The 25,181-nt window shown below is 72.5% G+C and carries 28 protein-coding genes and 1 riboswitch; of the genes, 12 read left to right on the top strand and 16 right to left on the bottom strand.

What is annotated here, in order from left to right; all coding sequences use genetic code 11:
* Nucleotides 1–20 precede the first annotated feature (20 nt).
* Together IOD16_RS26405 and IOD16_RS26410 are read left to right on the top strand one after the other, a co-directional pair.
* A complete protein-coding gene (locus IOD16_RS26405) occupies nucleotides 21–1,388 on the top strand; it encodes a hemolysin family protein (protein ID WP_201436549.1) in 1,368 nt (455 codons plus the stop codon).
* Nucleotides 1,385–2,419: a hemolysin family protein gene (locus IOD16_RS26410; protein ID WP_201436550.1), complete on the top strand. Its 1,035-nt coding sequence runs from the start codon at nucleotides 1,385–1,387 to the stop codon at nucleotides 2,417–2,419. Before IOD16_RS26405 ends, IOD16_RS26410 begins: the two co-directional genes overlap by 4 nt.
* Before the next feature lie 74 nt (nucleotides 2,420–2,493).
* Here IOD16_RS26410 and IOD16_RS26415 read toward each other — a convergent pair whose 3' ends face one another.
* The gene (locus tag IOD16_RS26415; RefSeq protein WP_281277825.1) at nucleotides 2,494–3,156 is read right to left on the bottom strand and encodes an LmbU family transcriptional regulator; all 663 of its coding nucleotides are present in this window, start codon (nucleotides 3,154–3,156) and stop codon (nucleotides 2,494–2,496) included.
* 157 nt (nucleotides 3,157–3,313) lie between these two features.
* Between IOD16_RS26415 and IOD16_RS26420 the strand changes: the two genes are divergently transcribed.
* The 3 genes from IOD16_RS26420 (at nucleotide 3,314) to IOD16_RS26430 (ending at nucleotide 5,148) form a co-directional block, all read left to right on the top strand.
* Nucleotides 3,314–3,883, top strand: coding sequence for an RNA polymerase sigma factor (locus tag IOD16_RS26420; protein WP_201436551.1), 570 nt, complete (start codon nucleotides 3,314–3,316; stop codon nucleotides 3,881–3,883).
* Complete coding sequence (locus IOD16_RS26425) at nucleotides 3,876–4,814, top strand: CU044_5270 family protein (protein ID WP_123746421.1); 939 nt, start codon at nucleotides 3,876–3,878, stop codon at nucleotides 4,812–4,814. Before IOD16_RS26420 ends, IOD16_RS26425 begins: the two co-directional genes overlap by 8 nt.
* Nucleotides 4,815–4,875: 61 nt before the next feature.
* A complete protein-coding gene (locus IOD16_RS26430; protein WP_201441778.1) occupies nucleotides 4,876–5,148 on the top strand; it encodes a hypothetical protein in 273 nt (90 codons plus the stop codon).
* A 102-nt stretch (nucleotides 5,149–5,250) separates the two neighbouring features.
* Here IOD16_RS26430 and IOD16_RS26435 read toward each other — a convergent pair whose 3' ends face one another.
* Nucleotides 5,251–6,459, bottom strand: a complete 1,209-nt coding sequence (locus tag IOD16_RS26435) for an MFS transporter (RefSeq protein WP_201436552.1) — start codon at nucleotides 6,457–6,459, stop codon at nucleotides 5,251–5,253.
* Nucleotides 6,460–6,630: 171 nt separating this feature from the next.
* Here IOD16_RS26435 and IOD16_RS26440 point away from each other — a divergent pair, with 171 nt between their 5' ends.
* The 3 genes from IOD16_RS26440 (at nucleotide 6,631) to IOD16_RS26450 (ending at nucleotide 10,273) form a co-directional block, all read left to right on the top strand.
* Entirely contained in the window at nucleotides 6,631–7,455 is an 825-nt protein-coding gene (locus IOD16_RS26440) for a 3-methyladenine DNA glycosylase (RefSeq protein WP_236595222.1), read from the top strand.
* 98 nt (nucleotides 7,456–7,553) lie between these two features.
* Nucleotides 7,554–9,335 carry a substrate-binding domain-containing protein gene (locus tag IOD16_RS26445; protein WP_201436553.1) on the top strand — a complete coding sequence of 594 codons (1,782 nt, stop codon included), beginning with the start codon at nucleotides 7,554–7,556 and terminating at the stop codon, nucleotides 9,333–9,335.
* Nucleotides 9,336–9,736: 401 nt separating this feature from the next.
* The gene (locus tag IOD16_RS26450; protein WP_123746416.1) at nucleotides 9,737–10,273 is read left to right on the top strand and encodes a hypothetical protein; all 537 of its coding nucleotides are present in this window, start codon (nucleotides 9,737–9,739) and stop codon (nucleotides 10,271–10,273) included.
* 55 nt (nucleotides 10,274–10,328) lie between these two features.
* Here the strand turns inward: IOD16_RS26450 and IOD16_RS26455 are convergent, their stop codons facing one another.
* On the bottom strand, nucleotides 10,329–11,288 hold the full coding sequence (locus tag IOD16_RS26455) for a helix-turn-helix transcriptional regulator (RefSeq protein ID WP_201436554.1): 960 nt from the start codon (nucleotides 11,286–11,288) through the stop codon (nucleotides 10,329–10,331).
* 49 nt (nucleotides 11,289–11,337) lie between these two features.
* Between IOD16_RS26455 and IOD16_RS26460 the strand changes: the two genes are divergently transcribed.
* A complete protein-coding gene (locus IOD16_RS26460) occupies nucleotides 11,338–11,739 on the top strand; it encodes a DUF3224 domain-containing protein (protein ID WP_201436555.1) in 402 nt (133 codons plus the stop codon).
* On the opposite strand, the gene IOD16_RS26465 is transcribed toward IOD16_RS26460, so the two are convergent.
* The 9 genes from IOD16_RS26465 to IOD16_RS26505 all read right to left on the bottom strand — a co-directional run bounded on the left by IOD16_RS26465 (nucleotide 11,724) and on the right by IOD16_RS26505 (nucleotide 20,504).
* Nucleotides 11,724–12,812, bottom strand: a complete 1,089-nt coding sequence (locus tag IOD16_RS26465) for a hypothetical protein (RefSeq protein ID WP_201436556.1) — start codon at nucleotides 12,810–12,812, stop codon at nucleotides 11,724–11,726. The genes IOD16_RS26460 and IOD16_RS26465 overlap by 16 nt on opposite strands.
* A gap of 91 nt (nucleotides 12,813–12,903) precedes the next feature.
* The gene (gene gcvP, locus IOD16_RS26470; RefSeq protein WP_201436557.1) at nucleotides 12,904–15,792 is read right to left on the bottom strand and encodes an aminomethyl-transferring glycine dehydrogenase; all 2,889 of its coding nucleotides are present in this window, start codon (nucleotides 15,790–15,792) and stop codon (nucleotides 12,904–12,906) included.
* A gap of 155 nt (nucleotides 15,793–15,947) precedes the next feature.
* Nucleotides 15,948–16,038, bottom strand: a riboswitch (glycine riboswitch).
* A 108-nt stretch (nucleotides 16,039–16,146) separates the two neighbouring features.
* A complete protein-coding gene (locus tag IOD16_RS26475; protein ID WP_123746411.1) occupies nucleotides 16,147–16,713 on the bottom strand; it encodes a MerR family transcriptional regulator in 567 nt (188 codons plus the stop codon).
* Nucleotides 16,714–17,275: 562 nt separating this feature from the next.
* Nucleotides 17,276–17,749, bottom strand: coding sequence for a bifunctional nuclease family protein (locus IOD16_RS26480; protein ID WP_053720858.1), 474 nt, complete (start codon nucleotides 17,747–17,749; stop codon nucleotides 17,276–17,278).
* A gap of 143 nt (nucleotides 17,750–17,892) precedes the next feature.
* Complete coding sequence (gene ftsR / locus IOD16_RS26485) at nucleotides 17,893–18,558, bottom strand: transcriptional regulator FtsR (protein WP_123746410.1); 666 nt, start codon at nucleotides 18,556–18,558, stop codon at nucleotides 17,893–17,895.
* A gap of 14 nt (nucleotides 18,559–18,572) precedes the next feature.
* The gene (gene garA, locus IOD16_RS26490) at nucleotides 18,573–19,034 is read right to left on the bottom strand and encodes a glycogen accumulation regulator GarA (RefSeq protein ID WP_033427969.1); all 462 of its coding nucleotides are present in this window, start codon (nucleotides 19,032–19,034) and stop codon (nucleotides 18,573–18,575) included.
* A 113-nt stretch (nucleotides 19,035–19,147) separates the two neighbouring features.
* Nucleotides 19,148–19,531, bottom strand: coding sequence for a glycine cleavage system protein GcvH (gcvH, locus tag IOD16_RS26495; RefSeq protein ID WP_123748469.1), 384 nt, complete (start codon nucleotides 19,529–19,531; stop codon nucleotides 19,148–19,150).
* 61 nt (nucleotides 19,532–19,592) lie between these two features.
* Nucleotides 19,593–20,180 (bottom strand): CDP-alcohol phosphatidyltransferase family protein, encoded by a 588-nt coding sequence (locus tag IOD16_RS26500; protein ID WP_236594398.1) that lies wholly within the window; start codon nucleotides 20,178–20,180, stop codon nucleotides 19,593–19,595.
* 81 nt (nucleotides 20,181–20,261) lie between these two features.
* Entirely contained in the window at nucleotides 20,262–20,504 is a 243-nt protein-coding gene (locus tag IOD16_RS26505; RefSeq protein ID WP_123746408.1) for a hypothetical protein, read from the bottom strand.
* 445 nt (nucleotides 20,505–20,949) lie between these two features.
* Here IOD16_RS26505 and IOD16_RS26510 point away from each other — a divergent pair, with 445 nt between their 5' ends.
* Nucleotides 20,950–21,369, top strand: coding sequence for an STAS domain-containing protein (locus tag IOD16_RS26510; RefSeq protein WP_201436558.1), 420 nt, complete (start codon nucleotides 20,950–20,952; stop codon nucleotides 21,367–21,369).
* Nucleotides 21,370–21,393: 24 nt separating this feature from the next.
* On the opposite strand, the gene IOD16_RS26515 is transcribed toward IOD16_RS26510, so the two are convergent.
* The gene (locus tag IOD16_RS26515; RefSeq protein WP_123746406.1) at nucleotides 21,394–22,149 is read right to left on the bottom strand and encodes an ATP-binding protein; all 756 of its coding nucleotides are present in this window, start codon (nucleotides 22,147–22,149) and stop codon (nucleotides 21,394–21,396) included.
* Between the two features lie 125 nt (nucleotides 22,150–22,274).
* On the opposite strand from IOD16_RS26515, the gene IOD16_RS26520 reads away from it, so the two are divergent.
* Entirely contained in the window at nucleotides 22,275–22,706 is a 432-nt protein-coding gene (locus tag IOD16_RS26520; RefSeq protein ID WP_236594399.1) for an ATP-binding protein, read from the top strand.
* The gene (locus IOD16_RS26525; RefSeq protein ID WP_123746404.1) at nucleotides 22,703–23,494 is read left to right on the top strand and encodes a SigB/SigF/SigG family RNA polymerase sigma factor; all 792 of its coding nucleotides are present in this window, start codon (nucleotides 22,703–22,705) and stop codon (nucleotides 23,492–23,494) included. The genes IOD16_RS26520 and IOD16_RS26525 overlap by 4 nt, the downstream gene beginning before the upstream one ends.
* Before the next feature lie 104 nt (nucleotides 23,495–23,598).
* Here the strand turns inward: IOD16_RS26525 and IOD16_RS26530 are convergent, their stop codons facing one another.
* The 3 genes from IOD16_RS26530 to IOD16_RS26540 all read right to left on the bottom strand — a co-directional run bounded on the left by IOD16_RS26530 (nucleotide 23,599) and on the right by IOD16_RS26540 (nucleotide 25,172).
* The gene (locus IOD16_RS26530) at nucleotides 23,599–23,889 is read right to left on the bottom strand and encodes a WhiB family transcriptional regulator (protein ID WP_123746403.1); all 291 of its coding nucleotides are present in this window, start codon (nucleotides 23,887–23,889) and stop codon (nucleotides 23,599–23,601) included.
* Between the two features lie 108 nt (nucleotides 23,890–23,997).
* The gene (locus tag IOD16_RS26535) at nucleotides 23,998–24,192 is read right to left on the bottom strand and encodes a hypothetical protein (RefSeq protein ID WP_123746402.1); all 195 of its coding nucleotides are present in this window, start codon (nucleotides 24,190–24,192) and stop codon (nucleotides 23,998–24,000) included.
* Nucleotides 24,189–25,172 (bottom strand): TIGR03557 family F420-dependent LLM class oxidoreductase, encoded by a 984-nt coding sequence (locus IOD16_RS26540; protein ID WP_123746401.1) that lies wholly within the window; start codon nucleotides 25,170–25,172, stop codon nucleotides 24,189–24,191. Before IOD16_RS26540 ends, IOD16_RS26535 begins: the two co-directional genes overlap by 4 nt.
* Between the last annotated feature and the right edge of the window lie 9 nt (nucleotides 25,173–25,181).

Here is a 25,181-nt window from a genome sequence, read left to right on the forward strand (position 1 = left end):
GCCCACCACCGGTGGGCCCGATGACCATCCTGTTCAGCCTGCTCGGCCTCGCCGCCGTGGTGGTCCTCACCATCGGCACGTTCATCGCGGTCGCCGCCGAGTTCTCCCTGACCGCGCTGGAACGCAGCACGGTCGAGGCACACGTCGCCCAAGTGGGTGATGCCAAGGCCCGGACCGTGGAGAAGGCGCACCGGTCCCTGTCGTTCCAGCTCTCCGGCGCGCAGCTGGCGATCACCATCACCACGCTGATCACCGGCTACATCGCCGAACCCGCCATCGCCGAGCTGATCTCCCCCGCGCTGACCGGCGTCGGCGTGCCCCCGGCCGCGGCCGCGCCGATCGCGTTGACGCTGGCGCTGGCGCTGGCCACGTCGCTGTCGATGGTGTTCGGCGAGCTGGTGCCGAAGAACCTGGCCATCGCCAAGCCGCTGGAGACCGCGCGTGCCGTCGCCGGCGTGCAGGCCGGGTTCTCGGCGGTGTTCAAGTGGCTGATCAGCCTGCTCAACGGCACCGCGAACTGGCTGGTCCGGCGGCTCGGCGTCGAACCCGCGGAGGAGCTGGCGTCGGCCCGCTCGCCGCAGGAGCTCGGCGCGTTGATCCGCTCCAGCGCCGAGCAGGGCACCCTCGACCCGAGCACGGCGACCTTGCTGGACCGCTCGCTGCGCTTCGGCGACCGCACGGCGGAGGAGCTGATGACGCCGCGCGTGCGGGTCGAGTCGCTGCGCTCGGACGCGACCGTGCTGGACCTGGTGGCGAAGGCGCGGGAGACGGGGTTCTCCCGCTTCCCCGTCTACACCGGCGACCTGGACGAGGTGCGCGGCATCGTGCACGTCAAGCAGGCGTTCGGGGTGCCCCGGTCGCAGCGGGCGACCACGCCGGTGTCGGCGCTGACCCGGCCGGTGCAGACGGTGCCCGCCACGTTGGAGGGCGACGCGCTGCTGGACCGGCTGCGCGCCTCGGGCCTGCAGACGGCGCTGGTCGTCGACGAGTACGGCGGCACGGCGGGCCTGGTCACGTTGGAGGACCTGGTCGAGGAGATCGTCGGCGACGTGCGCGACGAGCACGACCGGCGGGAGACCTCGCCGGTGCGGCGGCTCGGCGGCGAGGCGTGGCTGGTGTCCGGGCTGCTGCGCGACGACGAGGTCGCCGAGGCGACCGGGTTCCGGATGCCCGAGGGCGACTACGAGACCGTGGCCGGCCTGGTGCTGGCCCGGCTCGGCCGCATCCCCGACGCGGGTGACGAGATCAGGGTGGACGACTGGCGGATCACCGTGGTGCAGATGGACCGGCACCGGGTGGCCGAGCTGCGGGTGGCCAGGGTCGACCCCGCGGCCGACCCGTCGGCGCTCGACCCGTCGGGACCGGACCGGTCGGAGGTGCCCCGGTGATCGTGCTGGTGATCTTCCTGCTGCTGGCGGGCAACGCGTTCTTCGTGGGCGCCGAGTTCGCCATCATCACCGCCCGCCGCGACCGGCTGGAGGCGTTGGCCGAGCAGGGCGGCGGCCGGGCCCGCACGGTGATCAAGGCGGGCCGCGAGCTGCCGCTGCTGATCGCGGGCGCGCAGCTCGGCATCACGCTGTGCTCGCTCGGTCTGGGCGCGCTGGGCGAGCCGGCGGTGGCGGCGCTGCTGGAGGCGCCGTTCCACGGCGTCGGCGTCCCGGACGCGGTGCGGCACGGCGTGGCGTTCGCGTTGGCGCTGATCATCGTCGTCGCGCTGCACACCGTGCTGGGCGAGATGGTGCCGAAGAACCTGGCCATCGCCGGTCCCGAGCGCACCGCGCTGCTGCTGGTGCCCGCGCACTACTGGTTCTGCCGGCTGGTCGCGCCGCTGCTGCGCGGGTTCACCGTGGTGTCGACGGCGGTGCTGAAGCTCGTCGGCGTGACGCCGAGGGACGAGCTGGAGTCGGCCTACACGCGCGACGAGCTGGCCCTGCTGATCGGCCAGTCGCGGCAGGAGGGCCTGCTGGAGGACTCCGAGCACCGGCGGCTGACGCAGACCCTGTCGTCGGCCGAGCGGACCGTGGCCGACGTGCTGGTGCCGTTGGACCGGATCACGTCGGTGCCGTCGCGGCCGACCATGGAGGAGGTGGAGGCCGCCGTGTCGGCCACCGGCTTCTCCCGGTTCCCGGTGCGCGAGGACCAGCGGCTGATCGGCTACCTGCACGTGAAGGACGTGCTGGACCTGGCGCACGCCGACCCGGCCACGCGGGTGCCGCCGAGCCGGGTGCGCGGCCTGCCCCGGGTGCCGGTGGACGCGACCCTGGACGACGCGGTGGCGGCGCTGCGGCGCTCGCAGAGCCACCTGGCGCAGGCCGTGTCGGCCGACGGCGTCGTGCGGGGCCTGGTGGCGTTGGAGGACCTGGTCGAGGAGTACGTCGGCACCGTCCGGGACGGCACGCACGTGCGCCGCGAGCTGTGACGGGTGGTGCGGGCGCCACAGATCCCGGCGCCCGCACCACCCCGGCGGCCCCTACCGCCCCGGCAACCGGCGGATCACGACGCGGGCCGCACAGCGGGCAGGCCGACGTACTCCCGCTCCGCCGACAGCTCCGCCGGCGGCGGCACGCTGACCAGTTCGAGGTCCTGGTCGGCGGCGCGGTCGAGGGCCGTCACGATCCACGCCTCGAAGTCGGCGTTGGCGGCCATCGCGGCGCGCCGCCACCGGTCCACCGCGTCGCTGCCCGCGTTGACCCGCGGCATCACCACCCGCTCCGGCTTCGAACCGGGGTGGCGGCTCTCCCGCAGCGCCCGGCGCAGCGCCGTGCGGGACCAGCTCTCCCGCTGCGCCCGGTCGAGCCACTCGTCCTGCTCGGCCGGCGGCAGCGCCGCGACCTCGGCGTGGTGCTGGAACGGCAGGCCCTGCCGCCGCCGTGACGGCTCGAACTTGCGCGCGATCCACGCGTAGTTGCGCAACGTCTGGTAGTCCAGTCCCACGGCCTCGACCGCCCGGCGGTACCGGTCGGTGTACCTGTCCTGGCCGAAGACCAGCCAGTCGCCCAGGTACCACGCCGACGAGCTGGCGATGCGGGAGATCCGCTGCCCCGCCTGCTCCCACGACTCGAACGTGACGTCGCGCGGGAACGCCAGCCCCACCGGCGTGGTGAGGATCCGGCCTTCGACCGCGCCGCCGGGACGACGGCGCGGCACTGCGTTCACCTTGTCCACTTGCTCCCCCTGATCGCTTATGGGTGTCCTTGCTACCCCAGGGGTCCTCACACACCGGTCAACTTCCGCTCACACCGTGAACCCGATCGAGCCGGCCGGCGGACAACAGGTGACCGCCCTTCACCGGGAACCAGCCGGAAAGGCCACCATGACACCCACCGACGCCGAGATCATCGACCGGTCGCGGCACGAGCCGGACGCCTTCGCGGCGATCTTCGACCGGCACGCGCCGCACATCCGGCGGTACCTCGAGCGCAGGCTCGGCGCCCAGGTCGCGGACGACCTCGTCGCCGAGACGTTCCTGACCGCGTTCGACAAGCGGCAGCGCTACGACCGGGCTCGACCGGACGCCCGGCCGTGGCTCTACGGCATCGCGACGAACCTCGTCGGCCGGCACCGCAGGCACGAGGCCCGCCGGCACCGGGAGCGCTCGGCGGAGACCGCCGAGCACGACCACGCGGACCGCGTCGCCGCCGAGGTGGCCGCGTGGGCCGTGCGCTCCCGGCTGGCCGGGGCGCTGGCCGGGCTGACCGCCGGAGACCGCGACGTGCTGCTGCTCGTGGCCTGGGAACAGCTGGCCTACGAGGAGGTCGCGGCCGCGCTGGCGATCCCCGTCGGCACGGTGCGGTCCCGCTTGCACCGGGCCCGGCGCAAGGTCAGGGAGGCGTTGGGCGGGCAGAACCCCACCGAGGTCGAGGAGTTGCTGAACAATGGATGAGCTGCGGTTGCTGCGCGAGATGGGCGACGAGACGCCGTTGCCGGACGAGGCGGCGCTGGCGCCCGCGCGGGCGGTGCTGCTGGCCGGGATCGCCGAGCGGGGACCGGTGCGGCTGCGCAAGCGCCGGTCGAGGTACGCGCTGGTCGGCGCGTCGGTGGTCGGGCTGGCGGCGGCCGTCGCGGCGACGATCACGCTGCTGCCCTCCGGTCGGCCTGCCCCGGGTGGTCAGGCGCTGACCACCGCGTCGTCGGCCGCGGCGGTCGAGGCCGAACCGGTGACCGACCCCGTGCGGCTGCTGGCGTTCGCCGCCAGGGCGGCCCGCGCCGATCCGGCCGCGCCGCCGCGCCCGGACCAGTTCGTCTACACGCGCAGTGAGGCGGGCGGTGATCCGGCGCGGGAGATCTGGCTGTCGGTGGACGGTGTCCACGACGGGTTGCTGACCAACCACGACGGCTCGACGTCACGGCTGCCGGGGTGCGTGGGCGGGCAGCGGGACGTGTTCAAGGACCCCGCGGTGGTGCTCGGCACGGAGCCGTGCGAGCCGCGGCCGGCGTACCGGTCCGACCTGCCGACCGACGTGGACGGGATGCTGGCCCACCTCGACGCGAATGCCAGTGGCGAGCCGGGCAGCGTCAACGCGCGCGGCAAGGACGTCCTCGCCCTGATCAACGAGTCGCTGCTGCCGCCGCTGACCAGGGCCGCGCTGTACGAGGCGGCGGCCCGCGTGCCGGGGCTGTCGGTGGTGCGGGACGCGCGTGACGCGGCGGGCAGGCCGGGGGTCGGCATCACCTGGCCCGTGCCGCCGGGCGCGTCACCGGACGCCGAGCCGGTGACGGTCGTGTTCGACGCGCGGACCTACGAGCTGCTCGGCACGAACTTCCACGCCATCACCGCGCAGGCCGTGGTGGACCAGGTCGGGCAACGCCCCTGACCGCGCGGGTGGGACCGGTCCGCCGGGGCGTGCCCGGTCCCACCCGACTACGGTTGGTCACGTGGATCCGCGTGAGGACGACGACGAGGAAGACGACTTCGACCCCGAAGAGGACGAGGACGGGTTCGACGACGACGACGTCGAGGACGAGGACGACCTGTTCGGCGTGACCTCGGAACCCCGCACCATCTGCCACCTGTGCGGCGGGGCGGGTTTCATCGCCAACCCGACCTCCGCGGTCATCGGGGGCGCGCCGCGAACCGTCGACAACGGCCGCGAGTGCCCGCACTGCGTGGGGGCGCGCAAGTTCCCCGGCCTGGTCCCCCCGCTCTGACACCCCGGCGCGACCCCGACCGGCCCGACGTTGCCGGACCCCGCCGGCGGAATGAGAACAGGGCCCCGGGCGAGGACCCCTGCGCAGCGCGGCCGGCGGGCGTCAGCGGCCGGCGGCGACCAGTTCCGCTTCCCGGAACGCCCGGGGCGAGAGTCCCCGCCAGGCGGTGATCAGCGCGCCCACCTGCACGACCGTGGCCATCACCCACACCGCGCGCACGCCGAACCCGGCCGCCACGAACCCGCCCGCCAGCGCCCCCAGCGGCGTCAGCCCCCAGGCCAGCGCGCGGTGGCTGGTGAGGACCCTCCCCAGCAGGGCGGGCGGTGTGAAGCGCTGCCGGCTGGACTGCGAGCAGACGTTCCACACGATCACGGTCGCCGACTGGGCGAACATCAGCGCCCCGATCGCCCACGCCCACGGCGGCAGCAGGACGAACAGCGCGATGGTCACCACCATCCCGACCTGGGCCAGCCGCATCGACCACGCGTACCCCAGCCGGTCGACCACCCGGGCCACCACGAACGACGACGCCACCCACCCGGCCGCCATCGCCGCCTGCATCACGCCGTAGCCGACCGCGCCGAGCCCGAGCAGGTCCCTCGCGTACAGCACGAACATCGACATCGTGGCGCTCGCCGCGAACGACCCGAGCGCCACCGCCACCGTGATCGACAGCAACAACCGCGTGCCGACCAGGAACTTGAGCCCCTCCCCGATGTCGCGCAACGGGTGCTTGGTGGTCGACGGCGCCGAGCGAGCCGAACGCAGCCCCCGGACCAGCGCCAACGCCACCAGCGCGGCCGCGACGGCGACCCACGCGGGCGTGCCCAGGCCGAACGCCACCAGGAAACCCGCCGCCGGCGGCACCACGAACTGCACCACGCCCCGGTCGATCAGCATCAGCCGCGTGTTCGCCGCCGGCAACCGGCCCGGCTCCACCACCTCCGGCACCAGCGCGCCCGTCGTGCCGTCACCGAGCACCTGCGCGGACGTCACCACGAACGCCAGCACCACCAGCAGCGGCAGGCTCAGCGCGTCCGTCACACCCGCCACCGCGAGCGCCAGCGCCGCGCACCCCTGCACCGCGTAGGCCCACGTCAGCACCGTGCTGCGCCGCACCCGGTCGATCACCACGCCCGCGAACAGCGAGAACACCAGCCACGGCGCCTGGCCCACCACGTTGACCAGCGACAGCTGCCGCGGGTCGGACGTGATGGTCGCCGCGATCCACGGCAACACCGACAACATCAGGCCTTCGGCCACCGAACCGGACACCACGACGGCCTGGAGCCGCACCCACCCCCTGGACATGGTTCACACCTTGCCCGTCGGACGCCGCCGACACCGGACCTTTTAGCGTGGAGTGGACCCGTCGGCGGGCGCGGGACCGCCTCCGACCGGGGCGAAGTACCCTGATGCGTTGTGGGGGCCGTCCTGTCGCAATCCGAGTGGACCGCGCGCCGTGACGCGCACGCGGCCCGGATGCGCCGGTGGACGGGGCCGCACCACGAGCGCAAGGCCGCCGGCCGCAAGCACCCCGTGCTGGACTTCCTGTTCTCCTACTACTCGCACCGCCCGTCCCGGCTGGAGCGCTGGCACCCCGGGCCCGGCGTGGTCCTGGAAGGCGACGCCGCGCTCGCCTACCTGAAGTGGCCCGTCTACCGGCGCACCCCCGACGGGGTGACGCTGGACGTGGAGGCGTTCGCGCGGGAACGGGCCAACACGATCGAGTTCGCCGGGCGGCTGCTGGCCGCGACCGCCGGCCGCGCGCCCCGGCTCGGCTGCTTCGGGCTGCACGAGTGGGCGATGGTCTACCGGCAGCGGCCGGAGCAGGTGCGGCACGACGCGTGGCCGTTGCGGCTGGGCAGCGAGGGCACCGACCGGGTGGTGGAGTCGCAGCGGGTGCAGTGCGGGCACTTCGACGCGTTCCGCTTCTTCACCCCCGACGCACGGCCGCGCAACGCGGTGCAGCCGACCCGCGAGACCCAGGTCGACCTGGAGCAGCCGGGCTGCCTGCACGCCAACATGGACCTGTTCAAGTGGGCCTACAAGCTGGATCCGGCGACACCGTCGGAGCTGGTCGCGGACTGCTTCGAGCTGGCCGTGCGGATCCGCGAGCTGGACATGCGGGCCAGCCCGTACGACCTGGCCGAGCTGGGCTACGAGCCGGTGCGGATCGAGACCCCCGAAGGTCGCGCCGAGTACGTTCGGCGGCAGAGCGCGTTCGCCGAGGACGCCGCGCCGCTGAGAGCCAGGCTGATCGAGCTGAGCCGGGTGCTCGCCGAAGCCCCCGTGCCCGCTCGATGACCTGGAGTGACTTCACCCGGGCCACCGACCGCACCTGTTAGCGTGACGCCGGTCGGGATTCGCCAGCCGTACCCGGTCGGACGCTGAGAGGGAAGACGATGTCTCGACACCGCGCGCTGCGGACGAAGGTGCGGCGCGGCATCGCGACGTGGCCCGTGGCCATCGTCGGCTTGGTGGTCCTCCTCGTGCTCGGGTGGCTCGGCTGGAACTGGGTCGGCGGGCTCGTCGACCGCCGTGCCGCGGCCCAGGCGGGCGACTGCAACGAGGGCCACGCGCTGCTCCGGGTCGCCTCGACGCCCAGCGTCGCCGAGGCGGTCAAGCAGGTCGCCGAGGCGTGGAGCAGGCAGCGGCCCGTCGTCTACGACCACTGCATCCAGGTCGAGGTGCAGTCGATCGACTCCGAGGTCGTCCTCGAAGGCCTCACCCAGGGCTGGGACACCGCCGAGATCGGCGAACGGCCGCACGCGTGGGTCACCGACTCGATGCTGTGGGCGAACCGGCTCGGCGCGCAGAACGCCGCCCTGCTCGGCGCGGTGCCCGAGTCGATCGCGGCCAGCCCCGTGCTGCTCGCCCTGCACCAGGACGCGGCGCAGGCGGTGCAGTCCGGCTCCGGGTTCCGCTGGACCGACCTGCCCGACCTCGCGGGCGCGGCCGACGGCTGGGGCCGGTTCGGGCACCCCGAGTGGGGCCGGTTCACCGTCGCCATGCCCGACCCGACGGCGAACACGGCCACCGCGATGGCCGTGCAGTCGGCGCTGGCCGGCGCGAGCCCCGAGGGCAAGGGCCCCGTCACCACCGAGATGCTGGCGCTGGACCCGGTGAAGAGCACGATGGGCCGGTTGTCGTCGTCCAAGCCCGAGCAGACGCCCGCGAGCACGTGGGAGGCGTTGAAGACGCTGTCCGACGGCGTCGCGGTGAACGCGGCGGGGTTCAGCGCGGTGCCGGTGTTCGAGGTGGACCTGTACCGGCACAACACCGGCAAGGACAGCGGCACGCCGCCGTCGCAGCCCCTGTACGGGGTGGCGGCGGGCGGGCCGACGCCGATCGCGGACTTCCCGTTCGTGCCGCTCGCCGGTGACTGGGTCGGCGAGGCCCAGGTGCGCGCGGCGCAGGCGTTCCGGGAGTTCCTGCACGAACCGGACCAGCAGAAGATCCTGGCCGCCGCGGGACTCCGGGTCGACGCGACGACCGAGCGGCCCAAGCCGTCGCCCGGCATCCGCTGGGCCGCCGTCACGGACACGCTCACGCCCGCCGACGCGAACACGACCCAGCAGATCTCGGCCGCGTGGGCGACCGCGGACGGCGGCCAGGTCGTCACCGTGCTCGTGGACACGTCGAAGTCGATGGAGGAACCCGGCGGCGAGGGCCGCAGCCGGATGGAGTGGGTGAAGCAGGCGCTGTCCGGGCAGGTCAACCGGTCGGTGTCCGGGTCGCTCGGGCTGTGGGAGTTCTCCCGGCAGCTCGACGGCGACAAGCCGTACCGGCAGCTCGTGGCCACCGGGCCGGTCGCCACCCAGCGGCAGGCGCTGCTGGACGGCGTCGCCGAGCTGGCGCCGCGCAGCGCCACCCAGCTCTACACCAGCGTGCTCGCGCTGTACGAGCGGATGCTGGCCGAGCACCAGGACGGCAAGCGCAACCGGATCGTGGTGCTCACCGACGGCGTGAACGACGGCGGGCTCACGTTCGAGGAGCTGACGTCGCGGCTCGCGTCGATCAAGCAGCCGGGCAAGGACATCGCGATCAGCGTGATCGCGCTCGGCCCCGACCCGGAACGCGCGCCGCTGTCGGAGCTGGCCCGGTCCACCGGCGGCACGCTGTCGGTGGTCGAGGACGGCCGCGGCGTGGACGCCGCGCTCGGGCAGCTCCTCTCGGCCGACTAGCCGCGACCGGCACGGGTCGACGCGGCTCGGCACGGCTCGGCGCGACTCGATCGGCTGCCCACCGCGACCGCCGGCGCCCCGGCGCGGCACTCGAACGGCGGCAGCGGTCGCGGCGGCGACCCGTTCACCGCGCACGGCGGCTGCGGCGCGTGGCGACATCGCGTCGAAGTGCGCCGAACGAAGGACCGCGGTGCGTCATTCGACCTGTTAAATTCACACCCGAATCATTTCCGATCTTTCCCGGAATCGGATCGCGCCTGGCCGGTGGCCACTATTTGATCGTTATTCGCCGCCCAATCGCGCGCCGAGCCGGTTGATCCCCACCCAATGGTCTCGTAACTTCGAGTGCTTCGACGTCCCTGCACAACGTCGAGATCCCTGCACACGAAAGGACGAACAAGATGAGGAAACTCTTCTTGGCGCCTGCCCTGCTGGCGCTGGTGCTCGCCGTTCTCGTCGCGCCCAGCTCGCAAAGCGCGTTCACCGGGGAAGGGCACGCCACCAGCGTGGTGGAATTAGCGGTGGCGGCGCCCGCGAACGCGCTGTCCGACCCCTCGGTGGCGGCGTGGCCCGTGCCGAACGCCCGGACGTACCGCATCCTCAGCTCCTGCTCGCCCTACGCGTCGGCCATCCGCACCGGCGCGCGGGCGTGGAGCGGGCTGACCGAGAGTTCCAGCGGCACCCCCGTCGAGTGCCGCAACGGCTACATCACCGACTGCGGCGGCGGCAGCCGGGTCGTCGGCTGCAACTGGGGCGCGGGCCAGCGGATCGCGCTCTACATGGGCGGCGTGAACGACGACGCCCTCCTGGCCGCCCACGAGTTCGGCCACGACTGGTACGGCCACTCGTCCTACCAGTGCGCCGGCTGGGGCAGCCCCGCCGAGGTGATGGCGCCGACCATCTGCAACTTCAACGGCGCCACCGCGTCCGTCGGGTAACCGGTCACCGGGACGGGGGAGCCGCTCGGGCCTCCCCCGTCCCGGGGTCGCGCGGTCACCGCCGGTAGACGGCGGCCATCGCGGCGATCCTGGCGATGACGCGCTCGCGCAGCTGCGGCGGTTCCAGCACGTCCACCTCGGGACCGAGGCGGAGCAGGTCCACCAGCGCGTGCTCCAGCGACTCGACCGGCACCCGGACCGTCGTCCACTCGCCTTCGGGTTCGACGTCGTCGAGTTCGCGCGCCGCGACGAGGCCGAGCAGCACCCGGGCGCTCTTGAGGCCGTTCGGCGTCATCCGGACCGTCACCCGCATCGGGTACATGCGCTCCTCGAACCGCTCCGACCAGTCGGCCCAGTACCCGGCCAGGTCGAACCCCTCCGGGCGGTCGAACGACTCGTCGAGCGCGGTCAGCTCCAGCACCCGGGAGACCCGGTAGGTGCGCAGGCCGTCGGTCCGGGCGACGAGGTACCAGGTGCCCGCCTTGAGCACGAGCCCGAGCGGCTCCACCGTCCGCTCCACCTCGACCTGGGCCCACCGCACGTACCGGATCCGCAGCCGCCGCTGCTGCCACACCGCCTCCGCGATCCCCGCCACGTGCGGCGTCCCCTCGGCGCCGCGGAACCAGCCGGGCGCGTCCAGGTGGAACCTCTCCCGGATCCGCGCGGCCCGCGACCGCAGCTCCGGCGGGAGGGCGGCGAGCACCTTGAGCTGCGCCGCCGCCACCACCGCGCCCAACCCCAGCTCCGCCGCCGGGCCGGGCAGGCCGGCCAGGAACAGCGAGTCGGCCTCCTCGGTGGTCAGCCCGGTGAGCCGGGTGCGGTAGCCGTCGACGAGCTGGTAGCCACCCGCCGGGCCGCGGTCGGCGTACACGGGCACGCCGGACGCGCCCAGCGCCTCCACGTCGCGGTAGACGGTCCGGACCGAGACCTCCAACTCGTCCGCCAACTCCCGCGCCGTCATCCGGCCGCGCGACTGGAGCAGCAGGAGCAGGGACAACAACCGGCTGGCACGCATCGCCCCATCCTGACAGGAGCTGTCAGGTACGCCCGGCAAGCTGACTCCCATGAGCACCGCACAGGCCAACGCCGAGATGAAGAGCTGGGACGAGCACACGTGGGACGGCAGGCGCCACGACGAGGTCACCGGCCCGAAGCAGACGGTCGGCGGCATGACCACCGCCTACACCGGTGACCTGGAAGCCGCGGGCGACCTGCGCTTCGTCATGTCCTACACCGACGACGGCTCCTGCGCCTCCACCGGCTACGAGGTCGTCACGGGCACCTTGAACGGCCGCGAGGGCAGCTTCGTCCTGCACCACACCGGCGGCTACCGCGACGGCGTCGCCACCGGCACGTTCACCGTCACCTCCGCCACCGGCGACCTCACCGGCCTCACGGGCACGGGCCGGCTCACGTGGCCGCAGGGCGAGCCGGGCCGGTTCGAACTGGACTACGAGCTGCGCTGACCACCGAGCAGGTCCCACGGCTGCCCGGTCCTCCCGGCCGCCACGGCGAGGACCAGCCGCTCGCGGACCAGCACGGACAGACCGCTCCCGCGGTCGGTCCCGCGGTCCGCGAGCGCGGAAGCGGTCCGCAGCCCCTCCACCGGGCCGACCGGACGCTCCAGCACACCGAGGAACAGCGCTCCGGGCTCTCCCGCGAGGAGGTCGGAGGGCGCCCAACCACCGCGCAACGGCCGGTCCGCGACGCGGATGCCGGTCGGTGGCGCGCTGCGGTACAACTGCTCCTCGACCCGCGCCCGAGTGGTGAGCACCTGCTCGAAGAGGTACTCGGTGTCGCCGTCTCCCGACCGCCGATCACCCGGCGACCCGACCGCCGGTGCTTCCGCCTCCCCGTCCCGCCGGTCGGTGAAGTCGAGCGGGAGCCGCTGCTCCGAACCGGCCTTGCGGTAGACGTCGACGGTGACGTCCGTGCCGGCGAGGTAGCACCAGGTCATCACCAACGGGTGATCGCCGTGGGCCTGCGCCCACGGCAACAGCGCGTTCAGGCGATCCCACGGTTCCTTCGTCACGCTGACCGGCCGTCGTTCCGTCCGCCCGCGCGCCTCACCGGCGAGCCACTGGCCCTTCAAGGCGAACAGGAGGTCGGGCCGCACCCCGGAGCGGGCGAACCGCCCCGCCGACGTGGCGGGCAAGGCGTCGAAGTCGTACAGCGGCCCGAACCGGCTGATGCCCTCCGTGTTCCGGACGCGTTCGGTCAGCATCCCCAAGCCCACGGCCTCGGTCACGAACGACTTGATGCGGCGCGCGCTCGACCTGAACTCATCGGCGCGCAGCACGAAGGCGCCGGCGGTCGTGGTCCTCAGGTACGAGGTGACCAACGCCAGCTCCAGCAGGCGAGTGCCGTGCTTGACCGCGTGCGGAGCCGCCGGAGCGAGCGCGTTGACCTCGAGAGCCTGCAACAGGTCGACGTCGACCGGGCCGGCTCCGTCCTCCCGGACGATGTCCTCGACCTTCGGCGTCCCACTGGACGAGTGGCCCACCAGGTAGACGTGATCACGAACGGTCACCAGGCTCATCCGGCGGACTCTAACCAACCCCGGTCCGCCGGTCGCGGACCGGGACGGCGGGCCACCACCTTTCGGTCGGTGGCCCGCCACGCGTCCTCGGTCAGCCGCCGTAGGCCGAGACCGGCGGGCAGGAGCAGACCAGGTTGCGGTCGCCCTTGGCGCCGTCGATGCGACGCACCGGCGGCCAGATCTTCGGCGCCGAGGCGCCCGCCGGGAACACCGCCACCTCGCGGCTGTACGGGTGGTCCCACTCGGTCGCGATGCAGGCCGCCGTGTGCGGCGCGTTGCGCAGCGGGTTGTCGTCCGCCGGCCACTCGCCCGAGCCGACGCGGTCGATCTCGTGCCGGATCGCGATCATCGCGTCGATGAACCGGTCGATCTCGGCCAGGTCCTCGCTCTCCGTCGGCTCCACCATGAGCGTGCCCGCCACCGGGAACGACATGGTCGGCGCGTGCAGCCCGTAGTCGGCCAGCCGCTTCGCCACGTCGTCCACCGTCACACCGGTCGCCTTGGTGATCGGCCGCAGGTCGAGGATGCACTCGTGGGCCACGAAACCGCCCTCGCCGGTGTAGAGCACGGGGAAGTGCTCGTCCAACCGGCGCGCCACGTAGTTCGCCGCCGCCACCGCGGTCAACGTCGCCCGCCGCAGCCCGTCGCCGCCCATCATCCGCACGTACGCCCACGAGATCGGCAGGATCGACGCCGAACCCCACGGCGCGGCGCTGATCGGGCCGACACCGGTCGCCGGGCCGGCCGCCGGCTGGAGCGGGTGGTTCGGCAGGAACGGCGCCAGGTGCGAGCGCACGCCGATCGGCCCGACGCCCGGGCCACCGCCGCCGTGCGGGATGCAGAACGTCTTGTGCAGGTTCAGGTGCGACACGTCCGACCCGAACTTGCCGTACCGCGCCAGGCCGATCAGCGCGTTGAGGTTCGCGCCGTCCACGTACACCTGGCCGCCCGCGTCGTGCACCAGCCCGCACACCTCGCGCACGGTGTCCTCGTACACGCCGTGCGTCGACGGGTAGGTGATCATGATCGCGGCCAGCGAGTCGCGGTGCGCGTCGATCGTCGAACGCAGGTGCTCGACGTCCACGTTGCCGCGGTCGTCGCACTTGACGACCACGACCCGCATCCCGGCCATCACGGCGGAAGCGGCGTTGGTGCCGTGCGCGCTCGACGGGATCAGGCACACGTCGCGGTGCGAGTCGCCGTTGGCCAGGTGGTAGGCGCGGATCGCCAGCAGCCCCGCGAACTCGCCCTGGCTGCCCGCGTTGGGCTGCAACGACACCGCGTCGTAGCCGGTCACCTCGGCCAGCCACCGCTCCAGGTCCGCGACGATCGTCAGCAGGCCGGCGGCGTCCGACGCGGGCGCGAACGGGTGCAGGTCGGCGAACTCCGGCCACGTCACGGGCTCCATCTCGGCCGTGGCGTTGAGCTTCATCGTGCACGAGCCCAGCGGGATCATGCTGCGGTCCAGCGCCACGTCCTTGTCCGACAGCGCGCGCAGGTAGCGCAGCAGCGCGGTCTCGGAGCGGTGCGCGTGGAACACCGGGTGGGTCAGGTAGTCGCTGGTGCGGCGCAGGTCGGCGGGGATGCCGTCGGCGGTGTCGGCGTCCAGGCCGTCCACGTCGCCGACCGTCACGCCGAACGCCTGCCACACCGCGACGAGGTGCTCGCGCGTGGTGGTCTCGTCGCACGCGATCGACACCACGTCCTCGTCGACCTGCCACAGGTTCACGCCGAGGTCGCGGGCGGCGGAGACGACGGCGGCGGCGCGGCCCTCCACACGGGCGCGCACGGTGTCGAAGAACTCGCCGTGCACGACCTCGACGCCGCCCTCCAGCAGCCCGGCGGCCAGCACGGTCGCCATCCGGTGGGCGCGGGTCGCGATGGCCTTCAGCCCTTCCGGGCCGTGGTACACCGCGTACATCGACGCGATCACCGCGAGCAGCACCTGCGCGGTGCAGATGTTGCTGGTCGCCTTCTCCCGGCGGATGTGCTGCTCACGCGTCTGCAGCGCGAGGCGGTAGGCGAGCGAGCCGTCGGCGTCCACGGACACGCCGACGAGCCGGCCGGGGAGCTGCCGCTCCAAGCCCTGGCGCACGGCCATGTACCCCGCGTGCGGCCCGCCGAACCCGATCGGCACGCCGAACCTCTGCGTGGTGCCGATGACCACGTCCGCGCCGATCTCGCCCGGGGGGCGCAGCAGCGTCAACGCCAGCAGGTCGGCGGCGACGACGGCCTGCGCGCCGGCCTTGTGGATCTCCTCGACGACCGCCGCGTGGTCGCGCACCACGCCGGACGCGCCGGGGTAGGACAGCAGCACGCCGAAGAAGTCGCCGCCGAGGCCGAGGCCCTCGATGCCCTGCGACAGGTCCGCGGTGACGATCTCGATCCCCAGCGGCTCGGCACGCGTCTCGATGACGGCCAGCGTCTGCGGCAGCGTGTCGGCGTCCACCACGAACTTGGTCGACTTCGACCGTCCCGCGCGGCGGACCAGCGTCATCGCCTCGGCGGCGGCGGTGGACTCGTCCAGCATCGACGCGTTGGCCAGCGGCAGACCGGTCAGGTCGGCGACCATCGTCTGGAAGTTGAGCAGCGCTTCGAGGCGGCCCTGGGAGATCTCCGGCTGGTACGGCGTGTACGCCGTGTACCAGGCGGGGCTCTCCAGCACGTTGCGGCGGATCACCGGCGGCGTGGTGGTGCCGTAGTAGCCGAGCCCGATCATCTGCGTCATCGGGCGGTTGCGCGCGGCGAGGGCGCGCAGCTCGGCCAGCGCCTCGGTCTCGGTGGCGGGCGCGGGCAGGTCCAGCACCAGGTCGCGCTCCCGGATCGACTCGGGGACGGCGTGCTGCGCCAGTTCCTCCAGCGAGCCGACGCCGATCACGTCGAGGATGCGGGCCAGCTCGGCGGGCCGCGGGCCCACGTGCCGGTCGGCGAACGGGGTGCCGTGCTCGAGTGCGGCGAGGGGGATGCGGTCCTGCGTCATCGGTGCTGGCCTCCAGGGCTCCGGACAGACTTCTGCCGTTGCCCTCCCCCTCTGTCTTCTGCCCGGCGTCGGGCGCCTGAGAGCTTCACCCGGCTGTCGGGTTTGCACCGTCGGCGGGGTCGGTCGGTGGTGGCCGACCCGCTTTCCAGAGGCGTCTCACCCGCACGGTCCTTGCGCCTGAGAGGTTCCGGGGAGGATTTGCTCCTTCGGCGCCGAGACTGGCTCGGACTCTCCCGCACGGGATAAAGCGACTACGCGCGAAATCGTACCCGGCAGGTGGGTGAACGGCACCGCCGGCGCGACGCGGATCTCACCGCGTGGCGCCGCTCGTCACCTGCCCGCCGGCAGGCCCGGTCAGCCGATGGCCCTGGTCCGGCGGCGACGGGACAGCTCGTCGTTGGCCGGCTCCACGATCTCCGCGCCGTCCGCCCGTTCGGCGGGGAAGTCGTGGATCGTGCCGCTGATCTCCCGCATCGCGCCGGAGACGGCGATCCCGAACACCCCCTGGCCGCCCTGGAGCAGGTCGACCACCTCTTCCGGCGACGTGCACTCGTAGACGGTGGTGCCGTCGCTGAACAGCGTGATCCGGGCCAGGTCCTGCACGCCGCGGCGACGCAGGTGGTCGACCGCGACCCGGATGTTCTGCAACGAGACACCGGTGTCCAGCAGCCGCTTGACGACCTTGAGGACCAGGATGTCCTTGAACGAGTAGAGCCGTTGGCTGCCGGAGCCCTGGGCACTCCTTATCGTCGGGTTGACCAGCCCCGTGCGCGCCCAGTAGTCCAGCTGGCGGTAGGTGATGCCCGCGATCTGGCACGCGGCGGGGCCGCGGTACCCGACCAGTTCGTCCGGCAGCGAGGAGTCCGGGAACAGCTCACCCTGTTCGCCGGATCCGGCCCGGATGGGCGCTTCCTCGACCACGCCTGCCTCCCCTCGGTCCGGTCACGACGACCGGCGACCAACGTGAAGCCGCCGCGGTGTCCGAATCACACCGTGGCAATTCACCTGAGTTCGACGGTAAGACCGCCTAGGGGGCAGGTCAACGCGACGCGCGGGACGTGTCTGACCTCAACGTGAGGTTGAGGTTGAGAGAGTCGGCCGTCGTAAGCCATTCGGGTGACGTTTAGTGATCGTTTAGCCGATCAAGGTTGACGTTGTGTAACCCAGCCGCGTGACCCTCGGAGGGATCACGTGGACCCGATCCACAACGGACCGCACACGCCCGCGAGACGCCGTTCACGGCTCGGGACCGCACGGCTCGGCCCTTCACGACACCGCCCGACCCCATCGGTCCTGTCAAGCACCCGACCCGCTTGTCCCCAGCCGGGCGTGACGCCACCGAGAGGCCGATCCCCGGGTGCGCGGAGCGGACGGACGCGGTCGCAGGGGCCGGCGGGCATGCGGGACTCCGGACCCCCGGACCGCGGCCACCGATCGACCTGGAGCGGGGCCCGGACCCGGACCCGGGTGGACGGACGCTGAACTACGTGTCCGCGCCGCGGAAGTCCTCGGGCGAGACGGAGTCGAGGAACTCGCGGAACTTCTCGACCTCGTCCTCCTGCTCGTCCGGGATGATGAGGCCGGCTTCCGCCAGCACCGACTCCTCCGCGTGGATCGGCACGCCGATCCTCAGCGCCAGCGCCACCGAGTCGCTCGGCCGCGCGGACACCCGGATGTCGCCGTCGAAGACCAGCTCGGCGAAGTACGTGCCTTCTTGCAGGTCCGTGATCCGCACCTGCTCCAACTGCCGGCCGAGTGCCCCGATGACGTCCTTGAGCAGGTCGTGCGTCAACGGCCGGGCAGGACGGACACCTTGCTGCTCCAACGCGATCGCCGTGGCCTCGACCGATCCGATCCAGATCGGCAGGTACCGTTCGCCCTCGGTTTCGCGCAGCAGCAGGATCGGCTGGTTGGCGGGCAGTTCCACCCGCACGCCGACGACGCGCATTTCGCTCATCGGGTCTCGCCTCCCTCAGCGCGCTGAAATTCTGGCGTCCCCGCTACCAACGAGGATCCCCCACGTACTCTTTCGACGCTACCCGCCAAGCGGGCCCTGTGCGCAACCGCCCGCCCGCTTCCGATCACGATGCGGACACGCGTTCACCTCGGCGAAACCGGGCGTCCGACGACGTCACGCAGGCCCACCTTCACCAAGAGTGTGTGCAGCGTTACGGACAGCGCCGCCAACTCCCGCACGACCTCGTCACGTTCGCGCGGTTGGCGCCCCGCGCCGACGACCTGCTCCACCAGCCCGACCTCGCGGTCGGCCGCGGCGCGGAACGGGCGCAGGTGGCGCGCCTCCAGCCCGTGCTCGGCCATCGCCCGCACGGTGGACGCGATCTGCACCGCCTCGTGGTCGTAGAACCCGCCCGCACCCGGCCTGATCAGGCCGTGCTGCTCCAGGTCCGCCAACACGCCCGGCTCGATGCCCGCTCGCGCCAGCAGGTCTTCGCGGGTGACCCGGTGCCCGGCGGCCGGGGTGAGGTCGACCCCGCGGGTCGCCTTCTGGTCGGCCGCGTCCAACTGCTCCTTGATGACCTTCAGCGGCAGGTACCTGTCCCGTTGTGCGGACAGGACGTACCGCAGGCGGTCCACGTCGGCGGACGTGAACTGCCGGTACCCCGAGGCCGTGCGCGCCGGGCGGACCAAGCCCTCCGACTCCAGGAATCGGATCTTGGAGATGGTGACGTCGGGGAAGTCGGGCCGCAGCTGGGCCAGCACCGCCCCGATGCTCAACACCCCGCGTGGCCGCCCGGCCGCCGTCACCGGAGCCCCATCGCTCAGGCCCCCTGGCCCCCGGCGCCCGGACCGGTCAGGAACACGAGGCGGAACTTGCCGATCTGCACCTCGTCGCCGTTCGCCAGCACCGCCTGGTCGACGGGCTCGCGGTTGACGTAGGTGCCGTTGAGGCTGCCCACGTCGATGACCACGAACTCGCCGCCCTCGCGGCGGAACTCGGCGTGGCGGCGGGAGACCGTCACGTCGTCGAGGAAGATGTCGCTGTCGGGGTGCCGCCCCGCGCTGGTGGTGTCGCGGTCCAGCAGGAACCTCGACCCCGCGTTGGGGCCGCGCTTGACCACGAGCAGCGCCGATCCGGCGGGCAGTGCGTCGACACCCGCGACGGCCGGCTCCTGGGCGGGCGCCTCGGCGCCCTCGACCTCGGCGAGGAAGTCGGCCCGGAAAACGGAGGTCCGCTCCGGGGACTGCTCGGGCGGAACGCCTGGCCCGTCGTTCGTGCTCACCTGAGCTCTCCTCCTGCTGCTGGAACCGTCGAGACCGCTAGAACCTATCGTGCCCGAACCCTGGTCTGAGGAGCGGCTCCCCCACCGACCGAAGAGCCGCCGGAAGATCGACGTCACTCCGCGGCCGCCAGCTCCTGGTACGCGGCGGCGTCGAGCAGGTCGTCGACCGCGGAGGGGTCCTCCAGCCGCAGCTCCACCATCCACCCCTCGCCGTACGGGTCGGAGTTCACCAGGTCGGGCTGCTGGTCGAGCGAGTCGTTGCGGGCCACGACCTCGCCGGCGAGCGGCGCGTAGATGTCGGACACGCTCTTGGTCGACTCGACCTCACCCAGCGTCTGCCCGGCGGCGACCTGCTCGCCGAGTTCCGGGAGCTGGACGAACACGACGTCACCCAGTTGTTCCTGGGCGTAGTCGGTGATGCCCACGCGCACGGTGTCCTCACCGGTGCGCAGCACCCACTCATGTTCCTCGGTGTACTTGAGCTCCTCGGGAATCACCGCGGTGTGCTCCTTCAATGACGGTGGATCAACGCTCCGCCGGATCTTCCCACGTCGGCGTTCAGGCCGGCGCGACACCCGGCCGTCGGCGCATCGCGAGGGTGAACTGGTAGACGTACAGCACGCCCGACCACAGGTACAAGGCTCCTCCCCAGACCATGAACGCGTACGCCACCGGACGGGCGATCTGCGCGGCGGTCGAGGCGCCCTGGGCGAGCAGGAGCATGGGGAACGCGTACAGCAGGTTGAACGTGGCCGCCTTGCCGAGGTAGTTGACCTCGAACGGGCCGTAGCCGCGGGACCTGAGCACGGGCAGGCACACCCCGACCACGAGCTCGCGGCCGACCAGCACCGCCGCCACCCACCAGGGCACGATGCCGCGCACGACGAACGCGAGCAGCGTGGCGAGGATGTAGAGGCGGTCGGCGGCCGGGTCGAGCAGGGCGCCGAGCTTGCTGGCCTGGTCGAGCCAGCGGGCGATCTTGCCGTCGAGCCAGTCGGACAGGCCCGCCGCGACGAGCACGACCAGCGCCCAGCCGTCGGCGTGCGGCCCGAGCAGCAGGTACAGGAACAGGGGCACGCCGAGCAGCCGCAACACGCTCAGCGCGTTCGGGATGGTCAGCAGCCGGTCGGCTGGATCGTGCGACACGTCCGCACTGTAGATGGCCGCCCGGCGTGCACCGGTGGTCGACTCGCGGTGCGGGCCCGGCGGGCTCGCGCGCGGTCCCGCTCAGTTGTTCGACCGGGTGCGGCTCCAGCCGCGGCGTTGGAGTTCGTCACCGCTGAGCGCCTGCGGACGACCTCGGTCGTCGACGCCGACCCAGCGGGCCCGGAAACCTTCGAGCACGTAGGCGTGGCCCTTGCTCCAGACCACGCTGCACGGGGCTGTGGGCAGCGGCGCCGCGCCTGTGGCGCCGGCACGCGCCGCCCCGCGCTTCGCGGGCTCGGACTCGGTTTCCGTTCTGGTGCTCATGTGAAATCCCTCCACCGGGGTTGTCGCTCACGGCTCTCGCGGCGTTATCCCCGTCACCCGATTCTGCGCGACTGTGGTCGAGACCACCTCCTCATCCGTGCCCGGTCTCGACCGGCGGGCGGTTGCGTCGCCCAGTTGCGCGCGGCGTTCGGGAACGCTTCCCCCGAGGTGTAGCCCGCCCTGGCGGTACCAAACCGTTCACCGTCCGTCGTCCGCCGCACACCGAACGGCCCACTACACTGGGACCTATCAGGGCGCCACCCACGCGGCTTGTGGTGTCGCCACGGGCTACGTACGGTGGGCGGCGCAGCGGTTGAGCCAACAGCCGCGCCGGGAAGTCCGGCTAGCGGGGAAACGTTTCCGCCACGCTGCTGTTGAGTGCTGCGCGCACATTTCGTGCGTCCGGGCTTCCCACCCAGCGGTTCCAGCTGAAGAGGAGTGCCTCGTGACGGTTCAGGATCCGGACGTCGTGGCGACGAGCGGAGCCGAGTCCGCCGCGGTCGACAGCCCGCGGGCAGGACAGCTCGGGCTCGCCGTGCGCACCCCGGCCGAAGGCGTCACCGTGGTCGGCGTGAGCGGTGAGGTCGACATGCTCACCGCGCCGCAGCTGCGGGCGGAGTCGCTGCGCCACCTCGACGCGGGCAGCACACTGGTGCTGGACCTGTCGGGTGTCAGCTTCCTCGGCTCCGCCGGTCTGGCGGTGCTGGTGGAAGCGTCGCAGCACGCCAAGCGGCGTGACGCGGAGTTCCGCGTGGTCGCCGTGGCGCGCGCCGTGACCCGCCCGCTGGCCGCCACCGGCCTGGGTGGGGTGTTCAGCGTGTTCGAGTCGGTCGAGCAGGCGCTGGAGTTCCACGAGTCCCGCTGAGCGGCGGAGGTTGACGGAGCGGGGCTACACGTGCGGCACCAGGTCGACGACTTGGTCCACGCCCGCCGCGACGAGTGCGCGGCGGGCGTGGCCGTCTTCGGGTGCGCGCACGACGACCCGGTTGCCCGCCGCCGCGGCCGCCTCGGCGACCGCCCGCAGGCCGCGGACCAGGCCTTCGCTGCGCTCGCCCAACGCGCGCAGGTCGACGACGACCGGTACGGTCCCGCCGCGTGCGGCGGTCAGGATGCGGCGGCGGACGGCGGGCGCGGCGTGCGCCGGCACGTCGCCGCGCACGTGCACCTCCACCCAGCCGTCACGCGCGGTCACGTCGACCGGATCGGCCGGCACCGGCGCGGGCACGAACGTGCCGCGCGACGTGTGCCTCGGCGCGAGGACGAGGGTGACCGTGGTGCCGCCCGCACCCCGGTCGACCAGCACTTCGTCGACGTTCTCGCGCATCAGCAGCAGCCCGCGACCGCGGGCGGTCAGGGTGGGCGGCGGCACGCGCCAGCCGCCGTGGTCGGTGACCACGACGCGCACGCTGCCGTCGGGTCCGGCGTGGGCCTCGATGTGGACGAGGCCGTGCTGGTCCGGGCCGTAGGCGTGCTCCACGGCGTTGCTCGCGGCTTCGTTGACCGCGAGGAGCAGGTCGTAGCGGTCGTCTTCGGTCAGTCCTTCGGCAGCCAGCCAGGCGTCGAGCCGGGCGCGGACCACCGCGAGCTGCCCGGGCTGGGCCGGGAACTCGACACCCCAGTGGTGGTCGGCGAGTTGATCGGTCAATGGGCCTCCCCGTCGCACCAGTCAGTCTTCCCGGACCGCGCGCGGGTTACACGTGTGAACGACGATCAATTCGGGTACCGATAGCTTCAGCAGCACAACGAGACAGAACGGACGACGAGGTGAGCGTGTCGCACACTGAGCCGCGAAGCGGTGAGTCGGATAACGCCCTGGCCGGGGTCGAGTTGCGGATGGCGGCCGACCCCACGCAGCTGTCGATCGTCCGAGCCGTGGCGGCGGACATCGCCATGCGGCAGGACTTCGACCTTGACTCCATCGAGGACCTGAAGCTGGCGGTCGACGAGGCGTGCTCGACCCTGATCTCGCTGGCCGACCGGGGTGCGGTGCTCAGCGCCCAGTTCGTCGTGGTGGACGGTTCGGTGCAGGTGTTCACCAAGGTGGGCTCGCAGCGGTCGGCGCCACCGGACCGGGACAGCTTCGGCTGGCGGGTGCTGAGCGCGCTGGTCGACTCCGTGACGACCTGGGTCGCGCCGCAGGCGGAGGCGTTCGAGGTGCACATCGACCTGGTCAAGAGGTCGTTGGGGACGGTGGATGCGTGACGGGGACGGACGGGGGCACGACGCGGTCCAGCACCCAGGGTGACTACGACCACCTGGCGCCGCTGTTCGTCCGGCTCGCCGCGACCGCCAAGGACGACCCGGCGCGGGAGCGGCTGCGCGACGAGCTGGTGACCGAGCACCTGCCGGTGGCCAAGCACATCGCCCGGAGGTTCGGCCACCGCGGTGAGCCGCACGACGACCTGGTGCAGGTGGCCACGGTGGGGCTGATCAACGCCGTGGACCGGTTCGACCCGGAGCGCGGCAGCGACTTCCTGTCGTTCGCGGTGCCGACGATCATGGGCGAGGTCCGGAAGTACTTCCGGGACTCCAGCTGGTCGGTGCGCATGCCGCGGCGGCTCAAGGAGCTGCACCTGGCGATCAACGCGGGATCGGCGCGGCTGTCGCAGCAGCTGGGTCGCGCGCCGACGCCGAGCGAGCTGGCGCAGCACCTGGGGTTGAGCCGGGAGGAGATCCACGAGGGGCTGGCGGCGGGCAACGCCTACCACAGCGCGTCGCTGGACGACCTGCTGGTGGCCGACGACAGCTCCATCTCGCTGGGCAGCACGCTCGGCGAGGAGGACCCGGAGCTGGAGGCGATCGAGCAGCGCGAGGCGCTGCACCCGTTGCTGGAGAAGCTGCCGGAGCGGGAGCGCAAGATCGTGGTGATGCGGTTCTTCGGGAACATGACGCAGACCCAGATCGCGCAGAAGGTCGGCATCTCGCAGATGCACGTGTCGCGGCTGCTGGCCAAGACGCTCCGCCAGCTGCGCGAGGGCCTGACCGAGTAGCGCGCACGGCTGTGACGCACGAAGGCCGCCTGACTCCGATGTCAGGCGGCCTTTACGCGTTTCGGGGGGACCGGGGGGTTGAGGGCGGGCCCGAACAGCGCTGATCAGGCGGCGGAGCGGCGGCGGTTGGCGATGACGCGCCGCCTCTCGTCCTCGCCCATGCCGCCCCACACGCCGTAGGGCTCCTGCACGGCGAGCGCGTGCTCGCGGCACGGGTCCACGACGGGGCAGCGGGCGCAGAGCTGCTTGGCCTTGTCCTCGCGGGCGGCCCGGGCCGAGCCGCGCTCGTTGTCCGGGTGGAAGAAGACCGCGCTGTCACGGCCTCGGCACAACCCTTCCTTCTGCCAGTCCCAGACATCGGTGACGGGCTTGGGCAGGCGCGCGGTGCTGGTCATCGGATGAACCCCCTTGCGGTGTCACGGTGCTTGATCACGGCTTACCCGCTGGTCCCCCGGTGGCAAACGTGGTGCGCCTCAATCGGATGGATTACCGAAGCAGGTGGATTACTCCGGTTCTTCCTGCGCGAGCCGCTGGTCGAGGGTCTCGCCCTCGCGCTGCTCGCGCGGCGTGGTGCCGTGGCGGTCCGCGCCGCTCCAGTGCTCGGGCGGCTCGATGCCGCGCTCCAGCGGGTCGACGCCCAGCTCGTCCTCGTCCAGCTGCTCGATCTCGTCCAGCGGGCGTTCGTTGGGGTCGGTCATCGCACTCCTCCCGGCGCGGTGGCGGCACCGTCCAGCTCGGGCGCCACGGACTCGGCCCAGAAGGAGAAGAACTGCTCCTGGTCCGGGCCGATCTGACTGACGTACACCTCGTCGTAGCCCGCGTCGGCGAACTCGCGGACGCGGTCCAGGTACGGGCCCGGGTCGGGCCCGACGGGCAGGGCGGAGGCCATCATGTCCTCGGTGACCAGCGTCGACGCCTGCTCGAAGTGGCGCGGCGTCGGCAGGACCTGGGCCAGCTCGCCGGGCAGCTGCTCGTTGGCCCACAGCCGGTGGGCCGTCTTCACGGCCGCCTCGGCGGACGGCGCGTGGCACACCTTGAACCCGCCCTGGGTCGGTTTGCCCGCGCCGCCGGCGGCGCGGAACTTCTCCAGCAGCGACGGGTCCGGCATCGTGGAGCACAGGCCGTCGCCGATGCGCCCGGCCACTTCCGCCGCTTTCGGCCCGAACGCCGACACGTACACGGGAACGGGCGACGACGGCACCGTGTAGAGCCGGGCGTTCTCGACCGTGTAGTGCTCGCCGCGGTGGCTGACCTCGTCGCCGGTCCACAGCGCCCGCATCACCTCGACGGCTTCTTCCAGCATTTCCAGCCGTTCCGGCGCGGACGGCCACGGGTCGCCGAAGATGTGCTCGTTCAACGCCTCGCCGGTGCCCACCCCGAGGGTGAACCCGCCCTGGCACTGCACGGCGGCCGTGGCCGCGGCCTGGGCCACCACCGCCGGGTGAATCCTCACCGTCGGGCAGGTGACCGCGGTCGTGATGGGCAGGGACGTGACCTCCGACAGCGCCCCGATGACGGACCACACGAACGGGCTGTTGCCCTGCTCGCGGTTCCACGGGTGGTAGTGGTCGGAGATCCACAACCTGTCGAACCCCGCCTGCTCCGCCCACCGCGCCTGCCTCACCAGCTCACGCGGTCCGTGCTCCTCGCTGGAGAGGAAGTAACCGATGCTGACCATGGTCCCCGG

The organism is Saccharothrix sp. 6-C (genome assembly GCF_016695385.1).
GTDB classification, from domain to species: domain Bacteria; phylum Actinomycetota; class Actinomycetes; order Mycobacteriales; family Pseudonocardiaceae; genus Actinosynnema; species Actinosynnema texasense.